Genomic DNA, 26,528 nt, shown 5'->3' on the forward strand with positions numbered 1-26,528 from the left:
CGGTTCTACGGGTACGGCAGGCGGCCCGCCTGCCGTACCACTCCGGGGTGCGGCCAGCCCGGTTGCCGGCCGCACCCCACTTTTTCGACCCAGCTATGGAATGAAGCATTCCGTTCTGTTATTCTGGAACAGAACAAGCCGTTCCGATTCAGGAGGCCCCCAGTGACCGCTCTCGACACCCGCCCCGTGGTGGTGGAAGCCCCGACGCCGACCCCCAACCGCTGGCGCTGGATCGCCCTCCTGGTGATCATCACCGGCTCGGTGATGGAGCTGCTCGACGCGACCGTCACCAACATCGCCGGCCCCGTGATGCGGGCCGAGCTCGGCGGCGGCACCTCGCTGATCCAGTGGCTCGGCGCGGCCTACACCCTGGCGATGACCGCCGGGCTGCTGACCGGCGGCCGGCTGGGCGACATCGTCGGACGCAAGCGCATGTTCCTCATCGGCGTGATCGGCTTCACCATCGGCTCGCTGCTCTGCGCGATCGCCGTCTCGCCCGAGACGATCATCGCCGCCCGCGTGGTCCAGGGCCTGTTCGGGGCCGCGATGATCCCGCAGGGCATGGGCCTGATGAAGGAGATGTTCCAGCCCAAGGAGCTGCAGGCGGCCTTCGGCCTGTTCGGCCCGATCATGGGTCTGTCCGCGGTGGGCGGCCCGATCCTGGCCGGCGCGCTCGTGGACGGGCCGGGCTGGCGCATGATCTTCCTGATCAACCTGCCGATCGGCATCGCCACCGCCGTCGCCGCGCTGCGCTTCCTGCCGAACACCAAGCCCACCGGGGGCGTCCGGCTCGACCTGCCCGGCGCGCTGCTCGCCTCGCTCGCCACCGTGCTGCTGGTCTTCCCGCTGGTCCAGGGCGGCGAGCACGGCTGGCCGGTCTGGAGCTTCGTGCTGATGGGCCTGTCGGCCGTGACCTTCGCGGTGTTCGTCGCCTACGAGCGCCGGCGCAAGAGCGACCAGCTCATCGCCCCCAGCCTGTTCCGCAAGCCCGCCTTCCTCGGCGGCATGGCCGTCGGCGCGACCTACTTCGCCGCCTTCGGCGGGGTGTTCGTGGTGATCGGCCTCTACACCCAGCTCGCCCTGGGCTACTCGCCGCTCAAGGCCGCACTTACCGGCGTGCCCAGCTCGATCGGCATGATCATCGGTATGACCATCGCCCAGGCGAGCGTGAAGTACGGCCGCAAGGTGCTGCTCACCGGCGCGGTCATCATGGGGACCGCGGTGTTGTCCCTGGTCCTGATCGCCGACCCGGCGATCACGCCCTGGCAGCTCGCGCCCTCCCTGGTCTTCGTCGGGCTGGGCAGCGGCCTGATCATGGGTCCGTACTACTCGATCGTGCTGGCCGCGGTGGACCCCGAGGAGATGGGCTCGGCCTCCGGCACGCTGACCGCGATCCAGCAGGTCGGCAACGCACTCGGGCTGGCGATCCTGGGGACGGTCTTCTTCCAGACCGGGAGCGCGGAGATCACCTTCGCGGCGGCGGCCGGGCTGATCGCGCTGACCCTGGCGGTCGGGTTCCTGCTGCCGAAGCAGGGCCGCGAAGGGGTCGAGCTCGCGCACTGAGCGGCTTTCGCAGCACGAAAAGGGGCCAAGGTGATCCTTGGCCCCTTTCGCTGTCGTCCGGATGATCAGCCGGCGTTCCGGGGTGGTCAGCCGGTGTTCTGGAGACCGGCTGCGACGCCGTTGACCGAGAGCAGCAGGAGCGTCGACAGCCGCTCGCGCTCCTCCTCCGACGGCTTCTCCTCCGACCGCAACGCGGTCAGCGCGCGAAGCTGCAGGTGCGAGAGCGCGTCCACATACGGGTCACGAAGCTGTACGGCACGCGACAACACCCGCCGGTTCTGCAGCAGCCGCTCGTGCCCGGTCACGGCCAGCACGAGCCGGCGGGTGCGGTCGTACTCCTCCAGCACCTGCTCGGCGAAGTCCGGCCGGCCGCCGAGCGCCAGGTACCGCTTGGCGATCGAGCGGTCGGTCTTGGCCAGCGACATCTCCGCGTTGTCCAGCAGTGCGGCGAACAGCGGCCACTCGCGGTAGGCCGCCCGGAGCTGCTCCAGGTCGGTCACCGCCTCCAGGCCGCTGCCCAGGCCGTACCAGCCGGGCAGGTTGACGCGGGTCTGCGCCCAGGCGAACACCCACGGGATGGCCCGCAGGTCGTCCAGCGAGCGCGGCGCGCCGAGCCCGCGCCGGGCCGGACGCGAGCCCAGCCGCAACGAGCCGATCTCCTCCAGCGGGCTGACCAGCGCGAACCACTCCGGGAAGCCCGGCGCCTCGGTCAGCGCCCGGTAGGCCCGCTCGGACGCCGTCGCCACCTCCGACGCCAGCGCGCGGAACCGGTCGGCCGCGGCCGAGGTGCGCTCGCCGACCACCGGGGAGGAGGCCAGCAGCACCGCGTTGGCCACCTGCTCCATGTGCCGGCGGGCGATGGCCTGATGACCGTACCGGGCGAAGATCACCTCGCCCTGCTCGGTCACCTTGAACCGGCCCGCCACCGACCCGGGCGGCTGCGCCAGCACCGCGCGGTTGGCCGGACCGCCGCCACGGCCCAGCGCGCCGCCGCGGCCGTGGAACAGGCGGAGCTTGATGTCGTTGGCCGCCGCCCACGCGGTCAGCCGCTCCTGCGCCTCGTACAACTTCATGGTCGCCGCCGCCGGGCCCAGCTCCTTGGCCGAGTCGGAGTAGCCGAGCATGACCTCCACGCGGCGGTCGTTGTCCTTGAGCCGGCGCTGCACCTGCGGCAGGTCGAGCATCCCGGCCAGCACGTCGGCCGAGTGGTCGAGGTCCGCGCCCGACTCGAACAGCGGCACCACGTCCAGCACCGGCGTCTTCGCGCCCAGCGCGAACTCGGCCAGCTCGTACACCGCGGCGATGTCGCCGGCGTTGCGGGTGAAGGAGACCACGTAGCGGGAGCAGGCGTCCACGCCGAAGCGCTCCTGGATCCAGCCGATCACCCGGATCGTCGCCAGGACCTCCTCGGCGCGCTCCGACAGCTCGCCGCCGGCCCTGACCTCCTCCAGCACCGTGGCGTGGACCTGGGAGTGCTGGCGTACCTCGAGTTCGGCCAGGTGGAAGCCGAACGTCTCGACCTGCCAGATCAGGTGCTGGAGCTCGCCGTACGCCTGCCGTACGGCGCCGGCGGCGCGCAGGGACTCCTGCGCCAGCCGCAGGTCGGCGAGCAGGTCGGCGGGCGAGCGGTAGGCGAGGTCGAGGTCGCGGCGGCGGGTCGCGCCGATGCGCGCGGCCACGAACAGCAGCCACTGGCGGTGCGGCTCCGACGGCGAGCGGGTGGCGAGCTCGGAGACCAGGTCGGGCTGCGAGTCCGTCGCCGCCTTGATCGCCCCGCGCAGCGCCGCCGACGGCGGCGTGAACTGCGCCGCCGCGGTGATCGTGCGAGCGATCCGGCCGGTCGCGGTCTCCAGCGCGGTCAGCACGTGCTCGGCCTGGATCAGCACCGCCTCGCGGGTCACCTTGGCGGTGACGTTCGGGTTGCCGTCCCGGTCGCCGCCGATCCAGCTCCCGTACCGAATGAACGGCCTGGCCAGCGGCTCCCGCGTGCCGCTCCCCTCCCCCAGCGCCGCGTCGAGACTGCGGTAGACCTGCGGGACCACGCGGAACAACGTCTCGTCGAAGGCGGCCATCGCGGTCCGCACCTCGTCGAGCGGGTCGAGCTTGGTGTTGCGGAGCTGGGCGGTGCGCCACAGCAGGTCGATCTCCTCCAGCAGCCGGCGCCGGCTCTCCGCCCGCTCCGACTCGCCGCGGCCCGGCGTGTTGTACTCCGTGAGCTGCGTGCTCACCCGCTGGATCGCCGTCACCACCGCCCGGCGGCGGGCCTCCGTCGGGTGCGCGGTCAGGACCGGATGCAGCTCCAGCCCCTCGACCAACTGCGCGACCCGCTCCACGCCCAGCTCCTCCACCGCCGACGCCAGCGACTCCCGCTGGCCGCCGTCGTTGTCGCGCTCGCGCAGGATCCGGATCCGGTAGTGCTCCTCGGCGAGGTTGGCCAGGTGGAAGTAGCAGGTGAACGCCCTGGCGATCTGCACCGCCCGGTCGATGTCCCACCCGCCGACCATCGCGGCCACCTCGTCGAACGGCACCTCACGGCGGCGTGCGCCGATCACTGCTTTACGCAGCTTCTCGACATCCGCCAGCAGGTCAGGGCCGCCCTGCTCGGCGATCACCTGGCCCAGCAGTTCTCCCAGGAGCCGCACATCGGCGCGGAGCTCCTCGGGCATCTCGATGACGGCGCTGTGGCGCTCAACCGCCTGGGAAGTCATGCTCAGAGGGTATCCAGGCGCTCTCAGCGGATGGATACCGGTCTCGAGTATTGGACTAGACCACTGTTTCTCCTGGTGAAAGCATGGCCTTCGGCTTCGCACGCCCTTCGAGGTCCCCTCTATGGGCAACCCAAGCTCTCCCCCTCGCCGGTGCCTCGTCAGGGGGTCAGGTCGGGCGGCTGACGGCCGCGAGGATTTCGGGGAGGCGGAGGCGGGCCAGCTTGGCGGCCAGGTGCTGGCCCAGGAGGGTGGCGGCGACGCCGTACGGGAGCATGAGGGCGGCGAGCCAGTGGAAGCCCAGGACGACGGGGAGGGCCAGAGGCAGGGCCAGGAGGACGACGGCCATCATGGAGCCCATGGAGCCGAGGAAGGCCTGACCGCCCTGGCCGGGGGCGGCGCCGGTGAAGGCGTTCATGCGTTCGGGGACGGTGTAGGGGATGAGGGTGCTGGTGATGGCGCCGGCGCCCAGGGCAAGGCCGAGGACGCCCCACGCGGTGAGGAGGGCGGGGAGGACGGCGGCCGGGTTGCCGGTGAACAGGCCGATGGCCAGGGCCAGGGCGGCGAGCAACGGCAGGGCGATGAGGGCGGCGGCTAGGTGACGGCCGCGGATGTCGGTGCGGAAGTCACGGTCCTGCGCGAAGACGACGGCGTTCATCCACAGGGAGCGTCCGTCGATGCCGAAGAGGTTGCTGAGCTGGGCGCCGATCATGATGGCGCCGAGGACGCTCAGGCCGATGACCAGGGCGGGGCCGGCGCCGTCGCCGCTCATGGAGAAGGCCAGGGCGCCGGTGACCACGACGGCGACCAGCCAGCTCACGCGGAAGCGCGGGTCGCGGCGGAGGTAGCGGACCTCCTTGTAGACCACGGCGGCCAGGGGGCCGTCGGGCAGGAGGCGGTCGAGCAGGCCGCTGGAGGCGCGTACGGAGGCGGCGGCCTGGGTGGAGGAGTCGGGGGTGACCAGGGCGCGGCCCAGGACCTTGATCCACAGGTAGCCGACGACGGCGACGGTGAGGGCGACCGGGAGCAGCCACAGGGGGTTGCCGATGGAGATGGCCTCGGCGGCCATGCCGGGCGGGGTCCAGCGGAGGAAACCGGCGGCGCCGCGGAGCAGGGCGGCGGGGTCGTCCAGGCCGCGGTTGACGATGATGTTGGGGAGCTGGAAGAGCAGGACCAGGGCGATCGCGGCGACGGCCAGGAGGTCGCGGCCCCGGCGGGAGCGGAGCAGGCCGGACAGGGCCGTGGTGACCAGGCGGGAGGTCACCAGGCACAGGGCGAACATCAGCGGGACGGCTACCAGACCGGTGAGGGCCGCTGGGAGGCTGCGGGCCAGGCCGGCCAGGGCGCCGAAGAGGGCGATCAGCGTGGTCAGGGGCCAGGCGCCGGTGGCTGAGGAGGCGAACAGGCCGATCGCCAGTTGTCGGGTGGTCAGGGGGAAGAGGGACAGGCGGGCCGGGTCGAGGGTGTCGTCCAGGCCGAAGGCGAGCAGGGGGACGACCGCCCAGCCGATGAGGAAGGCGGTGAACAGGACTGTGCCGAGGTCGGCGGCCAGGTCTGGGGGTGCCAGGCGGAGGGCCAGGAGGGAGAGGAAGCTGACGGTCGCCACGAAGAGGGCGGCGAGGAGGGTGAAGACGAAGCCCAGTTTGCGGTCCACCGCGCCGCGGAGGTTGCCGCCGATCAGGCGGAGCTTGAGGGCGGCGAACAGGGTGAAGGGGCGGATGGGCTCCCGGGGCAAGGGCTTGGCCGGGAGGGGCACCACCGGGGTTGACCTCGCGGGAGTTGGCTTCGGCGAGGTCGGGTCCACTGGCGTCGGGTCCGCCGGAGTCGGGTCCGCCGGAGTCGGGTCCGCCGGAGTCGGGTCCGCCGGAGTCGGGTCCGCCGGAGTCGGGTCCGCCGGGGTTGACCTCGCGGAAGTCGGGTCCGCCGGAGTCGGGTCCGCCGGGGTTGACCTCGCGGGAGTCGGGTCCGCAAGAGTCGGGTCCGTGGGGGTGGGGTCCGTGGGGGTGGGGGTCATTGGGGGGCTCCGAGCCAGGAGAGGCCGTCGCCGTCGGTGCCGGAGGGGCCGCCGACCAGGTCGAGGAAGGCCTGGTTGAGGGTACGGCCGGCGCGGACGTCGTCGAGAGTGCCCTGGGCGACGATGTGGCCGCCGCTCATGACCGAGACCCAGTCGCACAGCCGCTCGACGAGGTCCATGACGTGGCTGGAGAAGACGACGGTCGAGCCGGAGGCGGTGTAGCGGCGCAGGACCTCGGTGAGGGTGTTGGCGCTGACCGGGTCCACGCCCTCGAAGGGCTCGTCCAGGAAGAGGACGGCGGGGTTGTGGAGGAGGGCGGCGGCCAGACCGATCTTCTTGCGCATGCCGGTGGAGTAGTCGACGACCAGCTTGTCGGCGGCGTCGGACAGGCCCATCACGTGGAGGAGCTCCTCGGCGCGGCGCTGGACCTCGGCTCGGGGCAGGCCTCGGAGGCGGCCGTTGTAGATGAGGAGCTCGCGGCCGGACAGGCGCTCGAACAGGCGCAGGCCCTCGGGGAGGACGCCGATGCGGGCCTTGACCTGGACGGGGTCGGCCCAGACGTTGTAGCCGGCGACCTCTGCGGCGCCGCCGTCGGGGCGGAGGAGGCCGGTGATCATGCTGAGGGTGGTGGTCTTGCCGGCGCCGTTGGGGCCGACCAGGCCGGCGAAGCTGCCTGCGGGCACGACCAGGTCCACGCCGGCCACCGCCACCTGGGGGCCGAAACGTTTGAGCAGGGCGTGGGTGCGGACGGCGGCTTCGGTCATGCCGCCACCTTATGGCTCGCCGGTGGAGGGCGGGAGGCGGGTGGTGGGGGGCTGTGGATAACTCGGCGAGGAGGTCCGGGGGGAAGCGGGGGGATCCCCTAAGAAGCGGGGGGATCCCCTAAGAGGCGGTGGGTCGGGGAAGACACGGAAGCCCTGGGATGTGGCGGGGCGGGAAGACACGGGAAGCCCTGGGATGTGGTCGGGTGGGAGGGGCCATTAGCCTGTGGGCATGAGTGCCGAGCCCGTGCCGCAGCTCCCCGAGATCGACATCCACACGACCGCGGGAAAGATCGCCGACCTCGAACGCCGGCTGGACGAAGCCGCGCACGCCGGATCGGCCGCGGCGGTGGAGAAGCAACACGCCAAGGGCAAGATGACCGCCCGGGAGCGGGTGCTGGCCCTGCTGGACGAGGGCTCGTTCGTGGAGTTCGACGAGTTCGCCCGGCATCGTTCGACCATGTTCGGGCTGGAGGCCCGCCGGCCGTACTCCGATGGGGTGATCACGGGGTACGGGACGATCGACGGCCGGCAGGTGTGCGTGTTCTCGCAGGACGTCACCGTGTTCGGCGGGTCGCTGGGCGAGGTGTACGGCGAGAAGATCGTCAAGGTCCAGGACATGGCGCTCAAGACGGGCTGCCCGATCATCGGGATCAACGAGGGCGGCGGGGCGCGCATCCAGGAGGGCGTGGTCGCGCTGGGCCTGTACGCGGAGATCTTCAAGCGGAACGTGCACGCCAGCGGCGTGATCCCGCAGATCTCGCTGATCATGGGCGCGGCGGCGGGCGGGCACGTGTACTCCCCCGCGCTGACCGATTTCGTGGTCATGGTGGACCAGACCTCGCACATGTTCATCACCGGCCCGGACGTCATCAAGACGGTCACCGGCGAGGAGGTGAGCTTCGAGGAGTTGGGCGGCGCGCACGCGCACAACACCAAGTCGGGCGTCGCGCACTACCAGGCGTCGGACGAGAAGGACGCGCTGGAGTACGTCAAGGCGCTGCTGTCCTACCTGCCCTCCAACAACCTCGACGAGGCACCGGCCTACGAGCCGGCCGAGGACTTGGAGCCGGACGCCGGGCTCGACACGATCATCCCCGACTCGGCCAACCAGCCGTACGACATGCACCAGGTCATCGAGCACGTGCTGGACGACGGGGAGTTCCTGGAGGTCCACGCGTTGTTCGCGCCGAACATCGTGGTCGGATACGGACGAATCGACGGACACCCCGTGGGGGTAGTCGCCAACCAGCCCATGCATTTCGCAGGATGTCTGGATATCAACGCATCCGAGAAGGCCGCGCGATTCATCCGAACATGTGATGCCTTCAATATTCCAATCCTCACTTTTGTGGATGTTCCGGGATTCCTGCCAGGAACCGATCAGGAATGGAACGGAATCATCCGCCGCGGCGCCAAGCTCCTCTACGCCTATGCCGAGGCCACGGTCCCGCTGATCACCGTCATCACCCGCAAGGCGTACGGCGGCGCCTACGACGTCATGGGCTCCAAGCACCTGGGCGCCGACGTCAACCTGGCCTGGCCGACCGCGCAGATCGCGGTGATGGGCGCGCAGGGGGCGGTCAACATCCTCTACCGCCGCGAGCTGGCCGCCGCCGACAACCCCGACGCCGAGCGCGCCCGCCTCGTCACCGAGTACGAGGACACCCTGGCCAACCCCTACATCGCCGCCGAGCGCGGCTACGTCGACGCGGTGATCCGCCCGTCCGACACGCGCCCCCAGGTCGTCCGGGCGCTGCGCGCGCTGCGCAACAAGCGGGCCTCCCTTCCGCCGAAGAAGCATGGGAACATCCCGCTGTGAAGCTCAGCATCGTGCGCGGCGAGGCGACCCCCGAAGAGATCGCGGCGCTGGTCGCCGTCCTGACCACGCGAAACGATCAGACGCCCGCCCCGGCCCCACGCAAAACCGAATCATGGCGAAACCCGGCAAGATCCATGCGTAAGGCGCTCACGCCGGGGAAGTCGGCCTGGCGGAACAGCGGCCTACCATAGAAGGATCCGAAGAAACGGGTGTCAACTTCCCCGGGACTTGGGAGTATCTAGAAAATAGGCGTATATAGTCAGCCGATCAACTAAGTCCGCGGCCTGGAGGACGACATGGCCATCCCAGACCTCACGCCGCATCCTGTCGCAGCGAAGTACGCCGTGCTCGTGGATGTCGGTTATCTGTATGCCGCCGCTGGTGAAGTGCTCCTTGGGGCCAAGGAACGCAAGGAATATCGGGTGGCCGCCGATGAGCTGATCCAAGCTCTTCAGAAACATGCACTGGAACGTATTTCCGGCGAACTCTTGCGGATCTATTGGTATGACGCGGCTCGTGACCGGGTGCCCACCGTCGATCAGCGGGTCATCGCCCAGCTTCCCTGGGTGAAGGTACGGCTTGGCAACCTGAACGCGCGTGGCCAGCAGAAAGGGGTGGACGCCCAGATCAGGAGCGATCTGGAGGCCCTGGCCAGGCATCACGCGGTGACCGACACGATCCTGCTGGCGGGCGATGAGGACATGGTGCCCGCGGTGGAGGCGGCTCAGGCGTATGGCGTCCGCATCCACCTGTGGGGCGTCGAACCGCCGTACGGCACCAACCAGGCCGAGCGCCTCGTGTGGGAGTCCGACACCGTTGAAGTGATCTCCGCTGATTTCCTGCGTGCCTATTTCAGTCGTGCTCCGCAGCCGGTGACGGTCGCTCCGCCGGTCACCACGCCCTCGCCCGCCCAGGTCTTCGCCGGCCGTACGCAGGTCAAGCCCTCGCTCAAGCCCGGCCAGGTGGCCAAGCTGGGCCCCTCCCGGCCCCGGGTCGAGGAGGTGGGCGAGCACGTGGCCCAGAAGTGGATCCTCACCCGTGGCCGCGACAACATCCGGGACCTGCTGCCTGGGCCGATACTGCCGACGGTCATCGACACCGAGTTGCTGATCGAGGCGGAGAAGGAGCTCGGTCACTCGCTGCGGCCGTACCCGGAGGCCAGGGTGTGGTTGCGGGACGGGTTCTGGGCGCGCGTCTACCGCGAGTTCGACCTGGGGGTCGGCATCTCATCGAAGTAGCGCCTCGGCGACAGCCGTACGGGCGTAGAGGACGTATCGCCCGGTGCGGTGGGCCGAGCAGAGTCCGGCGCGGCGCAACGCGGTGAGGTGGCGGTTGGCGCCCGGCTCCGTCAGGCCGGTGCGCAGCGCCAGGTCCCGCGTCGAGGCGGGCTGGTCGAGCTCGGCCAGCAGGCGGGCCCTGGTCCGGCCCAGCACCGCGGCGAGCGCCTCCGGGGGCTCGCTCTCGCGGCGTTCCCACAGCGTGGCCAGGCCGCGCGGCGGGTAGCGGACCGTCGGCTGCCAGGGCGGCGCCGTACCGGAGAAGATGCACGGCCAGGTGAAGACGGAGGGCACCAGCAGCAGGCCGAGGCCGCGCAGTGGGCGCACCCCGGAGGCGTAGCGGCTGGGCAGGATCAGCGTCTCGCCCGCCCAGCGCACGCCGGGGTCGAGTTCGGCGAGCGTGTGGCGCAGGCCGTGCTCGGCCAGTTGCCGGGCGCGATAGAGCACGTCGCCTTCGAGCAGGCTGCGGATCCTGGGCCAGTACGGGTCGACGGCCGCCGCCCAGTAGGCGCCGATCTCGCCGGCGAGGCGGTCGAGGCCGGCCTCGGGGTCGTCGCACAGGGCGCGCAGCGGCTTGGTGTGCGGGTCGTCGAGCTCCTCCCGCACGTGCGCGGCCTGGGCGCGCAGGGTGACCAGTTCGACGTCGAGGTCGGGCACGGGCGTGCTGGGCGGCGGGCAGACGAAGGCCGGGATCGCCCTGGTCGGCACCGGGATGAGGTCGTGCAGCAGCCGCCAGTCCACGTCGCGCAGCCGCCGGGCGACCTGGTCGGCCCAGGGCCGCAGCAGCGGGTGCCCGGCGGGGTTCTTGACCACCCGGACGCTGGCGATCACCTCCCAGAGCGGGGACAGGGCGAACCGGGTGTTCGCCACGTCCTCGGCGGTGAAGATCAGCTCCCGTGCCATCGGATTAACGCCTCGCTCAATCGATTGGTCTGTCCTCCATGGTGCTGGATCGTCGGGGCCATGACCACCACGACCCCGATTCTTCGCCATCCGGACTTCCGTCAGCTCTACGCGTCGGCGGCGGTGAGCCAGTTCGGGTCCCAGATCACTTATGTCGCGCTTCCCCTGCTCGCGGTGACCTCGCTCGGCGCGGGGCCCGGTGAGGTCGGATTGCTGGCGTCGCTGGCGACGATCACCGTGCTGGTCGTCGGGCTGCCCGCCGGGGTGTGGATCGACCGGGTGCGGCGGCGGCCGGTGATGATGCTCGCCGACCTGGCGCGGGCGGCCCTGCTGGCCAGCCTGCCGCTGGCCTGGTGGTTCGGCTGGCTGACCATGGGCCAGCTCTACCTGGTGGCGATGCTGACCGGCGTCGGCACGCTCTTCTTCGACGTGGCCTCGCACAGCGTGCTGCCCGGCCTGGTCGGCCGCGATCGGCTGACCTCGGCCAACTCGTTGCTGGTCAGCACGAGCGCGGGCATGGACATCGCCGGGCGCAGCTTCGCCGGCGTGCTGGTCGGGCTGGTCGGCGCGCCGCTGGCCGTCCTGCTCGACGTGCTCTCCTACCTGGCCTCGGCGTTGTTCCTGGGCCGGGTGCGCCAGGCCGAGCCGGCGCCCGAGCCCCGCGCGCCCGGCGAGCGGCTGGGCCGGCAGATCGCCGAAGGGGTGCGGTTCGTCGTGCGTGACGCCCACCTGCGGCCGATCGCGATCCAGGGCGCGCTGAGCAACCTCGGCTACCCGCTGCTGAGCGTGCTGCTGCCGGTCCTGATGATCGACCGGCTCGGCCTGCCCGCGTGGGTGTTCGGCCTGTTCATGGCGGTGGGCGGGGCGGGTGTGCTGGCCGGGTCGGCGACGGCGCACCTGGTGGGCTCCTGGCTCGGCCGCGGGCGCGCGGTCTGGCTGATCAGCCTGACCACCACGCCCGCCGCGCTGGCCGCGCCACTGCTCGACGCCGGGCCCTGGCTCTGGGTGTCGGGCGTGGCCTGGTTCGTGCTGACCTACCGGACCGGGCTGAACAACGTGCTGCTGGTGAGCTTCCGCCAGTTGGTGACGCCGGACCCGATGCTCGGCCGGGTGAACGCGACGATGCGGCTGATCCTGATGAGCGCGGTCGGGCTCGGCGGGCTGCTGGCCGGGCTGATCGGCGAGCTGTGGGGGGTGCGGGCGGCCATGTGGACCGGCGGGGTGATCTGGGCGCTGAGCTGGCTGCCGCTGGTCAACTCACCGCTCAGGCGCGAGGTCTGATTCCCGCGATTCGCGCTCACTAGCTGGGCCTGGGCGGATCACGGTCAGGTCCGATTCCCGCCAGTCGGCGGTCGGCGGGCGGACGTAGAGTCGGTGGCATGACCGCTCAGGACCTCGACTTCGACGCCTGCTACCGGGCAGTCTCCGCGCGGGACGCCCGGTTCGACGGGCGGTTCTACACGGCGGTGAAGACGACCAGGATCTACTGCCGCCCGATCTGCCCGGCCCGCACCCCGGCGGCGCGCAACGTGCGCTTCTACCGGCACGCGGCCTCGGCCGAGGCGGCCGGGTTCCGGCCGTGCAAGCGGTGCCGGCCCGAGCTGTCGCCCGGCGATCCCGGCTGGGACGTGCGGGGCGACTTCGTCGGCCGGGCGCTGCGCCTGATCGACGACGGCGCGGCGGACGACACCGGCGTGGCCGGGCTCGCCCGGCGGCTGCACATCACCGAGCGGCACCTGCACCGGCTGTTCGTGGCCGAGCTGGGCGTCGGCCCGCTGGCGGTGGCCAGGACCAAGCGGCTGCTGCTGGCCAAGCAGTTGCTCACCGAGACCGGGCTGCCGGTCACCGACGTCGCCTTCGCGGCGGGGTTCGGCAGCGTGCGGCAGTTCAACGCGACCATGCGGGAGACCTACGGGTTCACCCCGAGCGAGCTGCGGGCCACCGCCCGGGGGGCCGCCGCGGCGCCCGCCGAGACGGCGAGCCTCCGGCTCAGGTTGCACCGGCGCGAGCCGTACGACGTGGCGGGCGTCTTCGCCTTCCTCGCCGCGCGGGCCATCCCCGGGCTGGAGCAGGCCGGCCCGGCCTCCTACAGCCGGGTGGTCCCCGGCGGGACGCTGACGCTCACCCCGCAACCGGGGCACATCGCCCTGGAGGTGTCGATCGACGACACCCGGCAGCTCGCCCGGCTGGTGGGCCGCTGCCGGCGGCTGCTCGACCTGGACAGCGACCCGGCGGCCATCGCCGAGACTCTCGGCCAGACCTCCCTGGCCCCGCTCGTCGCCGCCCGGCCCGGGCTGCGCGTGCCGGGCGCCTTCGACGGGTTCGAGCTGGCCGTGCGGGCCGTGGTGGGGCAGCAGGTGTCGGTCGCCGGGGCGCGCACCCTGCTCGGCCGCATCGTCGCCCGCGCCGGCAGTCCCGTCGGTCCCCCTGAGGAAGGCGCCCGGCTCTTCCCCACCCCCGCCGAGCTGGCCGCGGCCGACCTCGACGGACTCGGCCTCACCACCCGGCGCATCGCCACCCTGCACGCCCTCGCCGAGCGCACCGGCTCCGGCGAGATCGACCTCGACGGCGGCCAGGAACCCGCCGAAGCGGTCGCCCGCCTGCTGGAGGTCCCGGGCATCGGCCCGTGGACGGCCGGCTACATCGCGCTGCGCGCGCTGCGCGACCCCGACGCCTGGCCCGAAGGCGACCTGGTCCTGCGCAAGCGCATGGCCGCCCTGGACATCCCCGACGAGCACACCGAGCGCTGGCGCCCCTGGCGCGCCTACGCCGCTCTCTACCTCTGGAGCGCATCATGATCACGGCAAGCATCGAGCCCACCCCCGTCGGCCCGCTCTCCCTCCTGACCCGCGACGGCGTGCTCGTGGCGGCCGGCTTCACCGCCGACCCCAAGGAGATGTTCGTACGGCTGACGCCGGCCCTGCAGGAGGAGGGACTGGAGGTGGTCGACTCGCTGGGCGAGATCTCGGCCGCGGTCCGCGCCTACTTCGCCGGCGACCTCGACGCCCTCGACACCGTCCCGGTCGACCAGCCGGGTTCCGACACGCGCCGGCGGCTGCACCAGGCGCTGCGCGAGGTCAAGGCCGGCACCACGGTCTCCTACGCCGAGCTGGCCGAACGCGCCGGGCTGGCGCGCACCGGAGCCCGGGCGGCGGGCAGCGCGTGCTCCCAGAACCTGATCGCGCCCTTCGTGCCCTGCCACCGGGTGCTGCCCAGCACCGGCGGCTTCGGCGGCTACTACTACGGCACCCACGTCAAGCAGTGGCTTCTCGCCCACGAGGCGCGCCGGCCGTAAGCCTGGCGCTGATGCCCGGGCCCGCCGTCAGACCGTGGTCTGACGGCGGGTTCGTCCCGAGGGGCGAAGGCGTGGAGCAAGATCGCTGCGAGGCTGGGGAGGAATCTCGCCGACCAGGAGGAACCACGCATGCTCGCCGCCCTCGTCACCGCCGCCGGACTGATCGGCGCCCTCACCCTGCCCGTCCCGACCGGTCCGCGCGAGGTGGGCACGGTCGCGCTCCACCTGGTGGACCGGTCGCGGCCCGAACCGTGGGTGGCGGGCCGGCCGTACCGCGAGCTGATGGTCAGCGTGTGGTACCCGGCGGCCGGGTCGCGGCGCCTGCCGTACGCGCCGCACATGACGCGGCGCGCGGGCGAGGACTTCGGCCAGACCGTCGCCCCCGCGATGTTCGGCACGAAACCCGGCGAGGTGGACTGGACCGGCACCAAGACGCACGCCCGGTACGGCGCGCCGGTCAAGGGCGGCAAGCTGCCGGTCGTGCTGTTCTCCCCCGGCTTCGGCGCCCCGCGCTCGGTCGGCACCGCGATCGTGGAGGACCTGGCCAGCCGCGGCTACATCGTGGTCAGCATCGACCACACCTACGAGGCCGCGCAGGTCGAGTTCCCCGGCGGGCGGCTCGAACGGGCCAAGCTGCCGGCCCAGCCGGACACCGCGGACATGCTGAAGGCGCTGCGCACCCGCGTCGCCGACAGCCGCTTCGTGCTCGACCAGCTCGACCGGCTGGCCCGCGGGCACAACCCCGACGCCGCGCGGCGACGGCTGCCCGGCGGCCTGCCCGGCGCGCTCGACCTGTCCAGGACCGGGATGATCGGACACTCGATGGGCGGTTCGACCGCCGCCGAGGCCACGCACGACGACCCGCGCGTGGACGCCGGCGTCAACCTCGACGGCGGCCACCGCGGCCCGGTCGCGCAGAGCGGCGTCGCCAAGCCCTTCCTCCAGATGGCCGCGCAGCCGCACACCCGCGAGAGCGACGCGAGCTGGCGCACCTTCTGGGAGCGCTCGACCGGCTGGAAGCGCGAGCTGCGCTTCACCGGCGCCGAGCACTACTCCTTCACCGACCTGCAGACCCTCGGGCCGCAGGTGCCCGGCGTGCCCGAGGCACGGCTGCGCGGGCTGCTCGGCACCATCGACCCGGAGCGCTCGCTGGCCGGGCAGCGCGCCTACGCGGCCGCCTTCTTCGACCTGCACCTCAAGGGACGGCAGACGCCGCTGTTCGACGCGCCCAGCGCCGAGCACCCGGACGTCGAGCTCATCCCCTGACGCTGCTCATCCCCTGACGGTGCTCATCCTCTGACGGTGCTCATCCTCTGACGGTGCTCATCCTCTGACGTTGCTCTGGACTTCGCCGACCGGCACGTCCCGGGTGCCGCCCGCCTCGATCGGGTCGTAGGCGAAGGGCACCACGTCGTTGTCCACCTCGACCGGCCAGACCGTGTTCACGGTGAGCACGTACACCCCGCGCGGCTGGTCGATCGAGGCCCGCAGGTAACGCACCCCGCAGGTGAACTGCCCGCCCCGCACGTACGGCCGGCCGGACGATCCGCAGTCCTCCTTGACCTCGGCCCGGTCGGCGGTCGTGCCGGACTTGATCTCGATGTCCTTGAGCTGGGCGGTCACCGTCGCCGACATGACGCCCGGCAGGCTCGCGGTGACCGAGCGCCGGGTGGTGCCGATCCCGTCGATCCACACCCAGGTGGGCAGGTTGACGTAGCTCTTGGCGTCGGGGTTCAGCTTGATCTGCGGCTCGGGCACGGTCAGCGCGGCCCGGGCGATCTGCACCAGTTCCTCCAGCGTGATGCCCGCCGGAGGCGTGGTGCCCGGCGGCACCCAGACGAACGGCTCCAGGCCGCCCCAGCAGGCGTAACCGCCCGGATCGGCGTTGTTGTAGGCCGGTTTCCACCACCGGCCCTCCTGTCCGACCTTGTCCTTGAACTGCTTGAGGAACTCCTGGAACTGGGCCTCGGTGCCGCGCGGGTTCTGGCTGAACCAGCGGGCGCGCAGCGACTCCTGGGTCTGGGCCATCTGCGCGCCGTCGGGGCCGGGTTCGTACCAGCACGGGCGCTTGATGCGGTAGCCGTCGCCGGTGCCGCCCCTCGCGCCGTTGCCGGTGATGACGATGTCGGAGTTCTCCAGCTTGACGCCTGCCGTACGGTCGTCCTGGAAGCCCTCACCGCGCGGGCCGCCGGGATCGAGCACGAGCAGGACCGCTGCGAGCAGGCGAAGCATCACGCGCATCCCTTCAGATCATGTCGGAAGTCCTTGACCCGCCAGCCGCCGTCGTCGTCGCGCCGCAACACGACGGCCTGCAGGTACGGGCCGCGGGTCCAGGCCGGCTGGCGGGCGAGCTCGCGGCCGGTCCTGGACAGCAGGCGCAGGCCGCTCTCGTCCACACACGCCCCCACCTCGGCGCCGTCGCCGACGACCGCGCGCACGTTCAGGGCGTACAGCCGGGCCTGGCCCCGCACCTTCGCGCCGCGGAAGCCGCGCACCCACGCGTGCGCCTCGGCCGCCGCCGCGCCCTCGACCCGGTCGAGGTAGCCGTCGTCCCCGGTCTGTACGGCTCGCCACGAGTCGAGGTAGAGGTCGGTGAAGCCCTTGAGCAGCGCCAGGTCGGCGTCGGCCGGCCAGTCGATGCCCACCGACAGCTCCGGGCCGAGGCGCACGGTCTCCACGGTCGGAGTCGGCGTCGAGCCGGCCTCTTCGGAGGCGGCCGGCGGGGCCGCGGCCTGGCGGGGCGTGTACGGCTTGTCCGCCTGGCCGCAGCCGGCGGCCAGCAGGAGCACCAGCAGCCAGCGCCTCATGCCGTGCTCTCCCTCACCACGTGGATGCGCCACGAGGGCAACAGCTCGTCGATCAGCGCCTCGGTCTCGGGCGCCATGCCGCCGCCGTACGGATGCGAGGCCGAACGCCTGGTCAGGCCCTCGACGACGGCCCGCAGCCGGACGAGGTCGCCGGTCGCGTGCGTCGCGCGCAGCAGGTCGCGCCACAGGCCCTCGTCGTCGGCGGCCAGCAGCAGGCCCGCCCGCACCGCCGCCACCGCCGCGTCCGGCTCGCCGTGGGCCAGCCGTACCTCGCACAACCGGTGCGCGGCGTCGGCCACCCCCGCGCTGACGTCGTACTCCAGCTCGTCGGCGGCCAGCCACGCGTACCGCCCGCGCGGCCGGCCGCTCAGCAGCGGCCCGCGGACCAGGCTCAGCGCCCGCTCCAGCAGGACCGCGCGGGCCGTCTCGTCGGAGTGCGAGCGGCGGACCAGCTCGCGGAAGAGCTCCCAGTCGGTGCGCACCCCCGGGCCCAGCCGCAGCCGCCCGGCCTCGTCGGTGAACAGGTGCTCCGGACCCAGCCACTCGGCCACCCGGGCGATCGTCGCGTCCCGCACCATCGTCTGCACGCCGCGCGGCCAGAGCACCCCGCCGAGCACCACCGGGTGCACGCCGCCGGGATGCGTGGCCAGGTAGACCATCAGCTCCGTGGCCAGGACCATGCGGCCCTCCTCCAGCGGGTCGACGCCGACGATCTCGATCGGGCCGAGCATCCGGATCTCGACCGCGGGCGGCTGCCGGATGTCCAGCGGCTCGGCCTCGGGGACCGCCTCGCCGTCCAGGTGCTCGGCGGTGGTGAAGAGCTCCACCAGCGCCCGGTAGTGGCGGCGCGGCAGCAGTTGCGCGGTCGTCTCCAGGCCCAGCTCCGGCACGCGGGCGCGGCCGTCGTCGGTGATCTGGATCGTCCAGGTCGCGTGCGGCACCTCCCCGGCGACCACGTACCCGGCGCTGTCCTTGCGGGCCAGCAGGGCCAGGCGGCTGGCCTCCTCCTGGGTCGGCGCGACGGCGCACAGCAGGTAGTGGGCGTCGCGCGGGCTGCCGGTCACCCGGCCGCGCAACACCTCGGCGCGGGGGGCCGCGGTCGCCTCCAGCTCGGGCAGCACCTCGGCGAGGCCGCCCACGGCCTTGATCCGCTCGGGGGCGATGGCGGTGAGCTCCTCGCCGAAGCCGACCAAAGTGATGCGCATGCGGTCCGACCAGCGGTTCGTCGCCAGCTCCACGGCTATCGCGGCCAGCGCGGCGGTGGTCTGCGGGCCGGTCACCGCGATCAGGCCCTGGGCCGCCTCCAGGTCGATCAGGATCCGGCCCGAGCTGTCGGCGCCCAGCGAGACCAGCCCGGGGTACGGCGCGCCGCCCGGTTGTTCCTCCAGCAGGCGGCCCTCGTGGGCGGGCAGCCGCCAGACCTGGCCGCCGTCACCCGCCGTCCAGGGGGGCGGGGCGTCGGCCTGCGGCGGGTGGACCCACAGGTCGAGGGTCCTGGAGGACAGGTGGGCGGCGTAGACGGTCGGCGGGGTGCGGTTCTGGGCGGCCAGTTCGGCGCCCAGGAGGCGCAGGCCGATGTCGAGCATCCTGGTGCCGGGGGCGTCCGCGCCGAGCCGGAGGGCGACCTCGGCCTTGGCGGCGTCGCCTCGGGGGCGGGACAGGCGGTGGCCGAAGGCCCTTCGCCAGAGCTGTTCCCTTCTGCGGCGGCCGAGGGCCAGGAGCAGGCCCGCGGCGGCCAGGGAGGCGCCGGCCAGGTAGTCGACCAGGTCCAGGGCGGGGGTGGTGGCCGGGGTTTCCGGTGCCGTGGCTTTCGGTGTCGTGGTCTCCGGTGCTGCGGGTTTCGCGGCTGGTTTGGGGGTTTGGGCCGGGGGTGCGGCCGGCTGGCGGGCTTCCGGCTTGGCGGGGGATTCGGCGTGGGCGCCGATGGCTGCGGTGCCGGTGCGGGCCTCCTTGGGGGCTTCGGCACGGGCTTCGGCGGGGGTTGCGCGGCCTGGGAAGCGTTCGAGGGTGTCCACCCGCTTCTGGTCGCGGGGCACGGTGTGCACGTTGCGGGCGTCGTCCGGCATGTCGAGCACCCAGCCGGGCCGGATCAGGTCCGCCATCTGCAGGCGGGTCCCGTCCGGCTGGGCCTTGTGCTGGTTGAGCCGGTAGATCTCCGGATACCGCCGCCCGTCGCCCAGGCACTTCTCCGCGATCTCCCACAGGCTCTCGTGATGCCGCCCGTGCGGGGGCTGCACGACGTACACCTTCTTGGTCGTCGTGACGGTCTCGACCGTGCCCTCGGCCACGGGCGCCGCGTAGGTGACCGGCGCCAGCCTCGGGGCCTCCACCCGCGTCGCGGCACTGGCCGCGGGGACGGCGACCGCGCTCGCCGTGAACAGCACGAGCACCGCCGAGACCAGCCGGTTGGCCAGCACCTGCGTGCCGCCGGACAGCGGCACCCGCCTGGGCATGCCCACCCGGCGCACCCCGGCGTACAGCTCCACGACCACGCAGACCAGGAGCTGGAACCAGGCCAGCCACACCAGCAGGACCAGCACCGCGAGGATCGTGCTCGGGCCGATCTCGCTGGTGAACAGGTCGAGGGTCAGCAACTCGGGCGAGAGCGGCGGGCCGGCCAGGGTCAGCAGCGCGTACGGCACGCCGGCGATGAGCAGCACCAGCACCACGAGCGCACCCAGACCGGCGAGCACGTCGCCCGCGGTCCGCCTCGGCGGGATCCGCACCGGCACCGGCACCGGCACCGGCCTACGCCTCTGCCCCTGCCCCTGCCGTTGTTCCGGTCGGGGAAAAGGGGAGGCCCCGGGACGGCCCCCCTTGGGGGTGCCCGGACCTGACTGCCCAGAGCTGTGTGGGCGCTTACCCGACGGCATCGGCCCTCCTTCTTCGTCCAGCGTGTTCGTTCACCCCCCGCACCCGCCACCGACCGGCGCGTTTCGGTCTACCTCGTCACCGCGCGTCCGGCCCCGCCGTCGCCTCGCCCTCCATCCACGACCCGGGAAAGCCGACCGCGCCCAGGAAGAACGCCTTCCACTCCGCCCGCACCCGCACGGTCACCGCCGCCCCGCCCCCGGTCACCTCGCACGTCCCGGCCTCCAGCCCGGTGGAGCGGTGCGCGTCGAGCACCTCCCACGCCCGCGCGCACACCTCCTCGCTGCCGAGCAGCCGCGCCTGGCCGGTCTCGCGCAGGTGCTCGACGTCGATGCGGTCCGCTCCGGCCCTGGCCGCCTGCTCGGCGACGTCGGCCGCCCGCAGCCGCGCGTTGATGGCCGAGCCGCCGTCCACCAGGAGCCCGGCGAGCAGGAAGACCACGACGGAGAAGAGCACGGTGAACACCGACATCGAGCCGCGATCGTCCCTTCGGCTGGTCACTCGACCCTCCGGAAGGTCTCCAGGGGCACCACCGCGTCGCCGGTCAGGTCCTTGACCAGGTCGAACCCCACGAACCCGAGGTCGAGGCGGCAGGTCACGGTCGCGGTGACCTGCCCGCCTTCCGCCCACTCCGTCCCGGCCAGGGACGACTCGGGGCCGTCGCACGTGCCGCCCAGCGCGTGCTGGGTGGTGGCGTCGGCGGCGGCCTCGGCCTCCGCCTTCGTCCGCTGGACGGAGGCCGCACGGGCGGCGTCCCTGGCCGCGCCGTTCACCTCGCCCTGGGCCTCCACCAGGCGGCCGGCTCCGGCTAGGAACATCAGGAACAGCAGGAAGACCGGGGCGAGCATGACGGTCTCCACCGCCATGGAGCCCCGCTCTGCCGGGGTGCGGGGGTGCTTCGCCGTACGGGCAGGGATCAGCCGCATCGGCCGGTCCCGTCGTCCGGGCGGAAGCACTCGACGGGGCCGCCGGAGCGGGCGGTGATGGTGAAGGCCAGCTCGGGCAGCAGCGGGATGACCTGGACGGCGGAGGCGGTGACCGCGACCCAGCGCTCGTCCTCGCCCCGGGTGGTGGCCTCGACCTGCAGATCGGACAGCAGCTTGGGGCCGACCGCGCGGGCGATCTCCTCGGCCTTGGACTCGGCGTCGGCCGCCCACGAGCCGGAGTCGTAGGGGGCCGAGCGGGCCACCCTCGCCCCCTCCCGGGCCGCGGCCTCGGCGACCTGCCGCCCGTGGAACCACAGGGCGACCTGCACGACGAGCAGGGAGACGGCGAGGATCACCGGCATCAGCAACGCCAGTTCGATCACCGTCGCCCCCCGCTCGCCACGCCGCTTCGACCTGGGTTCGCGGACGGGGTGGCCGGGCCGTGGGTGCTTCACTCGTCGCCGCCCCCGCCTTCGCCGCCGAAGCTGTTCTGGATGTCGCTCTGCTTCTGCTCGACCAGCGTCTTGATCAGCGTCGCCAGCCCGAGCGCCACCCCCGCGATGATCGCGGTAATGATCACCCACTCGACGGCGGAGGCGCCCCGGGTCGGGGCGGTGCGGGCGCGGTGGATCCGGACGCCCAGATATGCGCGCAGGTAGATGACCCAAGGATGGTTCACGGCTAGGACCCCAACATCTTCATCGCGGCCGGGAAACTGAGAAAGATCACGAAGCCCGCGCACAGCAGGAGCTGGGCGACGAGCATGGACTGCGAGCGCTCCCCCGCCCGCCCTTCGACCTCGGCGAGCTCGCGGCGGCGCAGGGTGGCGGCCCGGGCGGCGAGCGAGGTCCGCACCTTCGCGCCGTCGTCGGCGACGAGCCCCAGCGCGGCGGACAGGTCGCGCAGCTCGTCGACGTTGATCTCCTCGCCGAGCTGGCCGAGCGCCTGCCACGGGGTGATGCCGACGATGCGGGCGCCGGCCAGTGCTTCCTTGATGCGGTACATCGCCCAGTTGGGCTGCTCGCCGCTGACCGACACCGCCATCAGCAGCGCCTCGGGCACGCCGCGCCCGCCGGCGAGGTTCATGGAGACGAGGTCGAGGAAGGCGCCCACGACGTGCCGGAAGTCACGGCGGCGGGTGGCGGCGTCCCGCCGGATCTGCAGGTCGGGCAGGAAGAAGAACAGCGCGGCGACCGCCACGGCCATCCAGAACGGGATGGCTAGCGAGACCCCCCACTCCATCAGCACCAGCCAGGCCAGCAGCACCGGGAAGGCGAGCAGGCCGGAGACGGCGAGCAACACCTTGGTCGCCAGGAAGCCCTCGAAGGAGCGCCCGACCAGGGCGAGGTCCGCCTTGACCGACCGGGCCTCCCAGCCGCGGGCCCCGTACAGGCGGGCCAGGCGCACGCCGAGCCCGCGCCGGAACGCGCCGACCTCCTCGTCCGGCAGGACGAGTTGCAGCCGAGGGCCCTCGTCCTGGCGCACCGCGTCCAGCGCCAGCAGCCGCGCCACCAGACCCGGACGGGCCGGGAACAACGCGCGGATCAGCAGGAAGAGGCCCAGTCCGAGGGCTCCGCCGGCGGCGACCGTCTCAACCACTCTGGTCGCCTCCCACCAGCAGCCGGGTCGGTTTGTCGAAGCGGGCCAGGCGGCGCATCCAGGCGAAGCCCGCCCCGAAGAGGCCGGCGACGACGGTGAGGACGGCCTGGCCGAGCCAGGAGCTGTACTCGGCGACGTATCCCGGGTTCCAGACGACCAGAACCCCGGCGAAGACCAGCGCGGTGATCACGACGATCTGCACGCTCTTGCGGGTCGCGCGGCGCTCGGCCTCGACCCGGCGGCGCATGTCGAGCTCCTCGCGGGCGGAGACCGCCAACGCGCCCAGCACGTCGCGCAGGCCCGGTCCGCGCAGCTTGGCGTTGAGGATGAGGGCGGCGATCACCAGGTCGGCCGAGGGGTCGGCGAGCTCGTCGGCGAACAGCCGTAACGCGTCGGGCAGGGCCATCCGGGTGTGCATCCGGTCGACCATGGCCCGCAGGTGCGGCCGGAGCGAGGGGGCGGCGGCGCGGATGGAGGCCGGGATGGCCTGCTCCAGGCCGGCGGCTCCGGCGATGGTGTCGCGCAGGGATTCGGTCCAGGCGGCCAGGCCCTCCAGGCGTTGCATCGCCGCGCGTTCCTCGGCCGCGCCGCCGGACAGGCCGCGCCAGGCGAAGACCAGCAACACCGTGCCGACCGCGGCGACCGCCCAGCCGGTGGTCACGAGTACGGCTACCGCCGCGACGGCGGCGATGGCGGTGCGGGTGGTGAGGGTGCGGGCGAGCTCGCGTTTCGGGCGCGACGGGCGGGGGCGCATGCCGTACAGGGCCATGATCAGCAGGAACAGGCCGCCACCGGCGGCCGCGCCGGACAGCAGGACAAGGGGGTCGATGAGCGGCATTACCACCCTCCCGGCTGGTATCCGTGGGCGGCGAGCTCCTCCAGGCAGGACACCGGGGCGTGCGGCAGCAGTCCGGCCGGCCCGAGGGCGAAGACCTCGCTGGACAGCACGCGGCCGTCGCAGCCGGTCACCTCGCGGACGCTGGAGACGTAGCGGCGCAGCGTGCCGCCGCGCTCGTAGTCGTTGCGCTTCTCGATAAAGACGACGAAGTCGATGGCCCCGGCGATGAGCATGTGCGTGGCCTCGATCGGGAGGCGTTCGGCGGCCTGGAGGGCGTAGGTGGCGATGCGGTTGAAGACCTCCATGGAGGAGTTGGCGTGGATCGTGGACAGGGAGCCGTCGTTGCCCTGCGTCATGGCGTTGAGCATGGTGACGATCTCGTCGCCCAGAACCTCGCCGACGATCACGCGGGAGGGGTTCATGCGCAGGGATCGGCGGACCAGCTCGGCCATGGTGATCTCGCCCTGGCCCTCGGCGTTGGGCAGGCGTTGCTCGAAGGCGACGACGTTGGGGTGGAGTTCGGGGAACTGGTCGAGGCCCAGCTCCAGGGCACGTTCGACGGTGATCAGGCGCTCGGTGACGGGGATCTCGTTCGCCAGGGCGCGCAGCAGGGTCGTCTTCCCGGCGTTGGTGGAGCCGGCGATCATGATGTTCTTGCGGGCCGCGACCGCGCATTGCAGGAAATGTCCCACCTCGGGGCTCAGGGTGCCGTTCCCGACGAGGTCGGAGAGGAAGACCTTGCCCAGGCGCGCACGGCGGATCGAGACCGCCGGGCGCACGGTCACGTCCATGACCGCCGACAACCGGGATCCGTCCGGCAGGCGCAGGTCGAGCTGCGGGTTGGCGGTGTCGAACGGCCTGGAGCTCAGGCCCGAGTAGGCGGCGAGGATCTGGATCAGCTCGATCAGCTCGTCGTCGGACTCGGCGACCGGGTCGTGGATCTGCTCCCGGCCGTCGGCGTAACTGACGAAGACGCGGTCGCAGCCGTTGATGTCGATGTTCTCGACCTCGGTGTCGTCGAGCAGGGGCTGCAGGCGGCCGACGCCGAAGAGCGCGGCGTGGATGCCGGCGGCGAGCGCCTCCTCCTCCTCGACCGTGGGCGGGGTGCGGCCCAGGCCGATCTCGCTCCTGGCGTGCTCCTCCAGGACCCGCGAGATCAGCGCGCGGGCGAACTGGCGCTCGTCCTCGCCGGTCATCGGCGCCAGGCCGTTGGCCGCGTCGAGCCGCCGCTGGTGGGCCAGGCGGTCGCCGACCTCCTGGCGGAAGCGCTTCACCAGACCGTGGTCGATCACGCGCGCCTCCCCTGCTCGGCGTCGGCGCCGGCGAGGCGGCCGTGCAGGCGGCCGGCCAGCTCGCGAGCCGTACGGATGAGGAGGGAACGGTCGAGCCGGCCGCCCCACTGGCCGCGCAGCAGCTCGGCGCCCTTGGGGTCGTAGGCCAGGCCGTGCACGAACTGCACGCTCGGCCCGGCGATGCGGCGGACCTCGTCGATCGAGGCGCGGTACTGCCGCGGGTCGGCGATGACCACGACGCCGGTCTTCTCCGGTTTCGTGAGGCTGAGCCGTTCGCGCAGGTGAGCCACGTGGTCGAGGCTCGCGCGGGTGAAGAGCACCAGCAGCCGGGCTTCGGCGATGAGGTCGGCTAGGTGCGGATGTGTGCCGAGCCGTCCGCAATCGGCGAGCACGTCCGCGTTGGGGAGCGCGGCGAAGCTCTTGCCGAGCGGCCCCCACAGCCAGCTCAGCCCGGCGGCCTGCTCGCCGTGGCTGAGCCCGGCCAGCACGTCGAGCCCGCCGACGATCTTCTGGGTGTGCTCGTGGATCTGCACCGGTTCCAGCCCGCGGCGCGCGATGGCACCGAGCGTGAGCAGCCCTTTGCCCGGATTGAGCACCCCGCCGTCCTGCGCCGGGAGGCGGTAGGCCAGGTCGCCGCCGGACGGGTCGCACTCGGCCAGCAGCACCGGCCGTGGCCACACCGCGGCCAGGGCGGTCGCGCCGGTCGTCACGCCGGGCGCGCCCTTGTCGGCGGCCAGCACGATGAGCGCCACGTCAGCGCGCTCCCGGCAGCTCGGCGACGGCGATCTCCCCGGTGGAGGCGCGGGCCACGATGTCCGGCGACACCGACGAGTCGACGATGATCGTGATGAGTCCGGAGGATCCGGTACGGCCCGGCGGACTGACGCTGTGCACGAGCGCGCTCTGCGCCAGCACCCGGCCGGCCGTCTGGGACGTCCGGCCAGGAACGTAGACGACTTGGACCCGATCCCCCTTGTCGAGTCCCGCGGGATATTGCCCCGCCTTGAGAGCCAGGCCCACCTTGGCCTTGCCCGGGCCCAGTTCCTGGCTCGCGGTGATGGTCATCTGCGCGGTCAGCAGCGTGCCGGGCAGGATTGTGGTCGCCGCGAAGTTGCGCACCACCTCGAACCGCCGCGACCACGGCACGTAGTCGATGCCGGTATCGGCGATCTGCACCTCCTGCAACGCCTCGGCGGACATGGGCTGACCCGTCCCGATCTGCTGGGTCACCCGGATCGCGGAGATGCGCTCGCCGCTGCGCATGACCAGCAGCGTGCTGGCCAGCGCTCCGCCCAGGATGAGGAGGACGGCAAGCGCCGCGAGCGCCGGTTTGCGCTCGCGCGGCGGCACCGGCAGCTTGCGCGAGGCGGGCCCGGAGAGCGCGCCGTTCGGGCCCGCCGGGGTGACGGCGGGTTTCTCGCTGGTCCTCATGGGTGGGGGGCTCCCATTACGAGCTCAGATGAATTGTCTAATTCCCCGCCATTATGTGCACCGGATTGTTGGGGCGGGGATGGAATGCGGGGAACCATGCTCCTTTCGCAGGTGGGAGCCTGTCAACTCGACCTTGCCCAGACCCGTTTTGTGGAGTCAGTTGCTTATTCCATGAATAGCGTGATAGGAGTCACTTGAGTAACTTGGGACGCATTCATCACTGATTTATCAGGACAAAATCGGCAAGTGCGTCGGAGGTGGTTAATGGGGGTTGAACAGCCCTCGACGTGGGCGTATACGCCCGGCGACCGGCTCAGCCGGGCGAGCCTGATCGACCATTGGCCGTCTACCCTCGTCCACAGGTTGTCCACAGCCGATTTCCCGGTGTCCGGCAAAAACTCGTCGCGTTTTCCACAGGCGAGGA

At 72.2% G+C, this 26,528-nt stretch carries 25 protein-coding genes; 8 read left to right on the forward strand and 17 right to left on the reverse strand.

The features are described from left to right. Positions 1-162: 162 nt before the first annotated feature. Positions 163-1,563 (forward strand): MFS transporter, encoded by a 1,401-nt coding sequence (locus ACIBG7_RS03335; protein ID WP_357916521.1) that lies wholly within the window; start codon positions 163-165, stop codon positions 1,561-1,563. Positions 1,564-1,649: 86 nt separating this feature from the next. On the opposite strand, the gene ACIBG7_RS03340 is transcribed toward ACIBG7_RS03335, so the two are convergent. The 4 genes from ACIBG7_RS03340 to ACIBG7_RS03355 form a co-directional block, all read right to left on the reverse strand. Then, entirely contained in the window at positions 1,650-4,271 is a 2,622-nt protein-coding gene (locus ACIBG7_RS03340; RefSeq protein ID WP_397335026.1) for a phosphoenolpyruvate carboxylase, read from the reverse strand. 166 nt (positions 4,272-4,437) lie between these two features. Beyond that, positions 4,438-6,027, reverse strand: a complete 1,590-nt coding sequence (locus tag ACIBG7_RS03345; RefSeq protein WP_397335027.1) for a hypothetical protein — start codon at positions 6,025-6,027, stop codon at positions 4,438-4,440. Next, positions 5,946-6,239 carry a pentapeptide repeat-containing protein gene (locus tag ACIBG7_RS03350; protein WP_397335029.1) on the reverse strand — a complete coding sequence of 98 codons (294 nt, stop codon included), beginning with the start codon at positions 6,237-6,239 and terminating at the stop codon, positions 5,946-5,948. Before ACIBG7_RS03350 ends, ACIBG7_RS03345 begins: the two co-directional genes overlap by 82 nt. A 39-nt stretch (positions 6,240-6,278) precedes the next feature. Then, on the reverse strand, positions 6,279-7,046 hold the full coding sequence (locus ACIBG7_RS03355; protein WP_397335030.1) for an ABC transporter ATP-binding protein: 768 nt from the start codon (positions 7,044-7,046) through the stop codon (positions 6,279-6,281). A gap of 229 nt (positions 7,047-7,275) precedes the next feature. Here ACIBG7_RS03355 and ACIBG7_RS03360 point away from each other — a divergent pair, with 229 nt between their 5' ends. From ACIBG7_RS03360 to ACIBG7_RS03370, 3 genes are all read left to right on the forward strand, one after another. Then, positions 7,276-8,865: an acyl-CoA carboxylase subunit beta gene (locus tag ACIBG7_RS03360; RefSeq protein ID WP_397335031.1), complete on the forward strand. Its 1,590-nt coding sequence runs from the start codon at positions 7,276-7,278 to the stop codon at positions 8,863-8,865. Continuing rightward, positions 8,862-9,056 carry an acyl-CoA carboxylase subunit epsilon gene (locus tag ACIBG7_RS03365; RefSeq protein ID WP_357916506.1) on the forward strand — a complete coding sequence of 65 codons (195 nt, stop codon included), beginning with the start codon at positions 8,862-8,864 and terminating at the stop codon, positions 9,054-9,056. Before ACIBG7_RS03360 ends, ACIBG7_RS03365 begins: the two co-directional genes overlap by 4 nt. 105 nt (positions 9,057-9,161) lie before the next feature. Further along, positions 9,162-10,103, forward strand: a complete 942-nt coding sequence (locus tag ACIBG7_RS03370) for an NYN domain-containing protein (protein ID WP_357916504.1) — start codon at positions 9,162-9,164, stop codon at positions 10,101-10,103. Here the strand turns inward: ACIBG7_RS03370 and ACIBG7_RS03375 are convergent. After that, on the reverse strand, positions 10,092-11,045 hold the full coding sequence (locus ACIBG7_RS03375; protein WP_397335033.1) for a DUF5937 family protein: 954 nt from the start codon (positions 11,043-11,045) through the stop codon (positions 10,092-10,094). The genes ACIBG7_RS03370 and ACIBG7_RS03375 overlap by 12 nt on opposite strands. Positions 11,046-11,105: 60 nt before the next feature. Here ACIBG7_RS03375 and ACIBG7_RS03380 point away from each other — a divergent pair, with 60 nt between their 5' ends. The 4 genes from ACIBG7_RS03380 to ACIBG7_RS03395 all read left to right on the forward strand — a co-directional run bounded on the left by ACIBG7_RS03380 (position 11,106) and on the right by ACIBG7_RS03395 (position 15,606). Beyond that, complete coding sequence (locus tag ACIBG7_RS03380; protein ID WP_357916498.1) at positions 11,106-12,326, forward strand: MFS transporter; 1,221 nt, start codon at positions 11,106-11,108, stop codon at positions 12,324-12,326. A 98-nt stretch (positions 12,327-12,424) separates the two neighbouring features. Further along, positions 12,425-13,843, forward strand: a complete 1,419-nt coding sequence (locus tag ACIBG7_RS03385; protein ID WP_397335034.1) for an AlkA N-terminal domain-containing protein — start codon at positions 12,425-12,427, stop codon at positions 13,841-13,843. Next, on the forward strand, positions 13,840-14,340 hold the full coding sequence (locus ACIBG7_RS03390) for a methylated-DNA--[protein]-cysteine S-methyltransferase (protein ID WP_357916492.1): 501 nt from the start codon (positions 13,840-13,842) through the stop codon (positions 14,338-14,340). The genes ACIBG7_RS03385 and ACIBG7_RS03390 overlap by 4 nt, the downstream gene beginning before the upstream one ends. 129 nt (positions 14,341-14,469) lie before the next feature. Beyond that, entirely contained in the window at positions 14,470-15,606 is a 1,137-nt protein-coding gene (locus ACIBG7_RS03395; protein ID WP_397335035.1) for an alpha/beta hydrolase family protein, read from the forward strand. A gap of 57 nt (positions 15,607-15,663) precedes the next feature. Here the strand turns inward: ACIBG7_RS03395 and ACIBG7_RS03400 are convergent, their stop codons facing one another. From ACIBG7_RS03400 to ACIBG7_RS03455, 12 genes are all read right to left on the reverse strand, one after another. Next, positions 15,664-16,581, reverse strand: a complete 918-nt coding sequence (locus ACIBG7_RS03400; RefSeq protein ID WP_397335036.1) for a hypothetical protein — start codon at positions 16,579-16,581, stop codon at positions 15,664-15,666. After that, positions 16,572-17,147 (reverse strand): hypothetical protein, encoded by a 576-nt coding sequence (locus tag ACIBG7_RS03405; RefSeq protein ID WP_397335037.1) that lies wholly within the window; start codon positions 17,145-17,147, stop codon positions 16,572-16,574. The genes ACIBG7_RS03400 and ACIBG7_RS03405 overlap by 10 nt, the downstream gene beginning before the upstream one ends. Continuing rightward, on the reverse strand, positions 17,144-19,891 hold the full coding sequence (locus ACIBG7_RS03410) for a hypothetical protein (RefSeq protein ID WP_397335038.1): 2,748 nt from the start codon (positions 19,889-19,891) through the stop codon (positions 17,144-17,146). Before ACIBG7_RS03410 ends, ACIBG7_RS03405 begins: the two co-directional genes overlap by 4 nt. A 205-nt stretch (positions 19,892-20,096) precedes the next feature. After that, positions 20,097-20,519, reverse strand: a complete 423-nt coding sequence (locus ACIBG7_RS03415; RefSeq protein ID WP_357916479.1) for a pilus assembly protein TadG-related protein — start codon at positions 20,517-20,519, stop codon at positions 20,097-20,099. Next, complete coding sequence (locus ACIBG7_RS03420) at positions 20,516-20,944, reverse strand: TadE family protein (RefSeq protein ID WP_397335039.1); 429 nt, start codon at positions 20,942-20,944, stop codon at positions 20,516-20,518. The genes ACIBG7_RS03415 and ACIBG7_RS03420 overlap by 4 nt, the downstream gene beginning before the upstream one ends. After that, complete coding sequence (locus ACIBG7_RS03425; RefSeq protein ID WP_397335040.1) at positions 20,935-21,399, reverse strand: TadE/TadG family type IV pilus assembly protein; 465 nt, start codon at positions 21,397-21,399, stop codon at positions 20,935-20,937. The genes ACIBG7_RS03420 and ACIBG7_RS03425 overlap by 10 nt, the downstream gene beginning before the upstream one ends. Then, positions 21,396-21,623 carry a hypothetical protein gene (locus ACIBG7_RS03430; RefSeq protein ID WP_357916470.1) on the reverse strand — a complete coding sequence of 76 codons (228 nt, stop codon included), beginning with the start codon at positions 21,621-21,623 and terminating at the stop codon, positions 21,396-21,398. Before ACIBG7_RS03430 ends, ACIBG7_RS03425 begins: the two co-directional genes overlap by 4 nt. Positions 21,624-21,625: 2 nt before the next feature. Further along, positions 21,626-22,543, reverse strand: coding sequence for a type II secretion system protein (locus ACIBG7_RS03435; protein ID WP_357916467.1), 918 nt, complete (start codon positions 22,541-22,543; stop codon positions 21,626-21,628). Continuing rightward, on the reverse strand, positions 22,536-23,381 hold the full coding sequence (locus ACIBG7_RS03440) for a type II secretion system F family protein (protein ID WP_357916464.1): 846 nt from the start codon (positions 23,379-23,381) through the stop codon (positions 22,536-22,538). Before ACIBG7_RS03440 ends, ACIBG7_RS03435 begins: the two co-directional genes overlap by 8 nt. Continuing rightward, the gene (locus ACIBG7_RS03445; RefSeq protein ID WP_397335041.1) at positions 23,381-24,673 is read right to left on the reverse strand and encodes a CpaF family protein; all 1,293 of its coding nucleotides are present in this window, start codon (positions 24,671-24,673) and stop codon (positions 23,381-23,383) included. Before ACIBG7_RS03445 ends, ACIBG7_RS03440 begins: the two co-directional genes overlap by 1 nt. Further along, complete coding sequence (locus ACIBG7_RS03450; RefSeq protein ID WP_397335042.1) at positions 24,670-25,425, reverse strand: hypothetical protein; 756 nt, start codon at positions 25,423-25,425, stop codon at positions 24,670-24,672. The genes ACIBG7_RS03445 and ACIBG7_RS03450 overlap by 4 nt, the downstream gene beginning before the upstream one ends. Position 25,426: 1 nt before the next feature. Next, positions 25,427-26,104, reverse strand: coding sequence for a hypothetical protein (locus tag ACIBG7_RS03455; protein WP_397335043.1), 678 nt, complete (start codon positions 26,102-26,104; stop codon positions 25,427-25,429). Between the last annotated feature and the right edge of the window lie 424 nt (positions 26,105-26,528).

It is taken from the genome of Nonomuraea sp. NPDC050328 (assembly GCF_044459405.1).
Taxonomy (GTDB): domain Bacteria; phylum Actinomycetota; class Actinomycetes; order Streptosporangiales; family Streptosporangiaceae; genus Nonomuraea.

Coding starts and splice junctions, on each gene's coding strand:
- ACIBG7_RS03340 (WP_397335026.1), bottom strand. CDS start 4,271: ATGACTTCCCAGGCGGTTGAGCGCCACAGCGCCGTCATCGAGATGCCC.
- ACIBG7_RS03355 (WP_397335030.1), bottom strand. CDS start 7,046: ATGACCGAAGCCGCCGTCCGCACCCACGCCCTGCTCAAACGTTTCGGC.
- ACIBG7_RS03360 (WP_397335031.1), top strand. CDS start 7,276: ATGAGTGCCGAGCCCGTGCCGCAGCTCCCCGAGATCGACATCCACACG.
- ACIBG7_RS03370 (WP_357916504.1), top strand. CDS start 9,162: ATGGCCATCCCAGACCTCACGCCGCATCCTGTCGCAGCGAAGTACGCC.
- ACIBG7_RS03375 (WP_397335033.1), bottom strand. CDS start 11,045: ATGGCACGGGAGCTGATCTTCACCGCCGAGGACGTGGCGAACACCCGG.
- ACIBG7_RS03380 (WP_357916498.1), top strand. CDS start 11,106: ATGACCACCACGACCCCGATTCTTCGCCATCCGGACTTCCGTCAGCTC.
- ACIBG7_RS03385 (WP_397335034.1), top strand. CDS start 12,425: ATGACCGCTCAGGACCTCGACTTCGACGCCTGCTACCGGGCAGTCTCC.
- ACIBG7_RS03390 (WP_357916492.1), top strand. CDS start 13,840: ATGATCACGGCAAGCATCGAGCCCACCCCCGTCGGCCCGCTCTCCCTC.
- ACIBG7_RS03395 (WP_397335035.1), top strand. CDS start 14,470: ATGCTCGCCGCCCTCGTCACCGCCGCCGGACTGATCGGCGCCCTCACC.
- ACIBG7_RS03400 (WP_397335036.1), bottom strand. CDS start 16,581: ATGCGCGTGATGCTTCGCCTGCTCGCAGCGGTCCTGCTCGTGCTCGAT.
- ACIBG7_RS03405 (WP_397335037.1), bottom strand. CDS start 17,147: ATGAGGCGCTGGCTGCTGGTGCTCCTGCTGGCCGCCGGCTGCGGCCAG.
- ACIBG7_RS03420 (WP_397335039.1), bottom strand. CDS start 20,944: ATGCGGCTGATCCCTGCCCGTACGGCGAAGCACCCCCGCACCCCGGCA.
- ACIBG7_RS03440 (WP_357916464.1), bottom strand. CDS start 23,381: ATGCCGCTCATCGACCCCCTTGTCCTGCTGTCCGGCGCGGCCGCCGGT.
- ACIBG7_RS03455 (WP_397335043.1), bottom strand. CDS start 26,104: ATGAGGACCAGCGAGAAACCCGCCGTCACCCCGGCGGGCCCGAACGGC.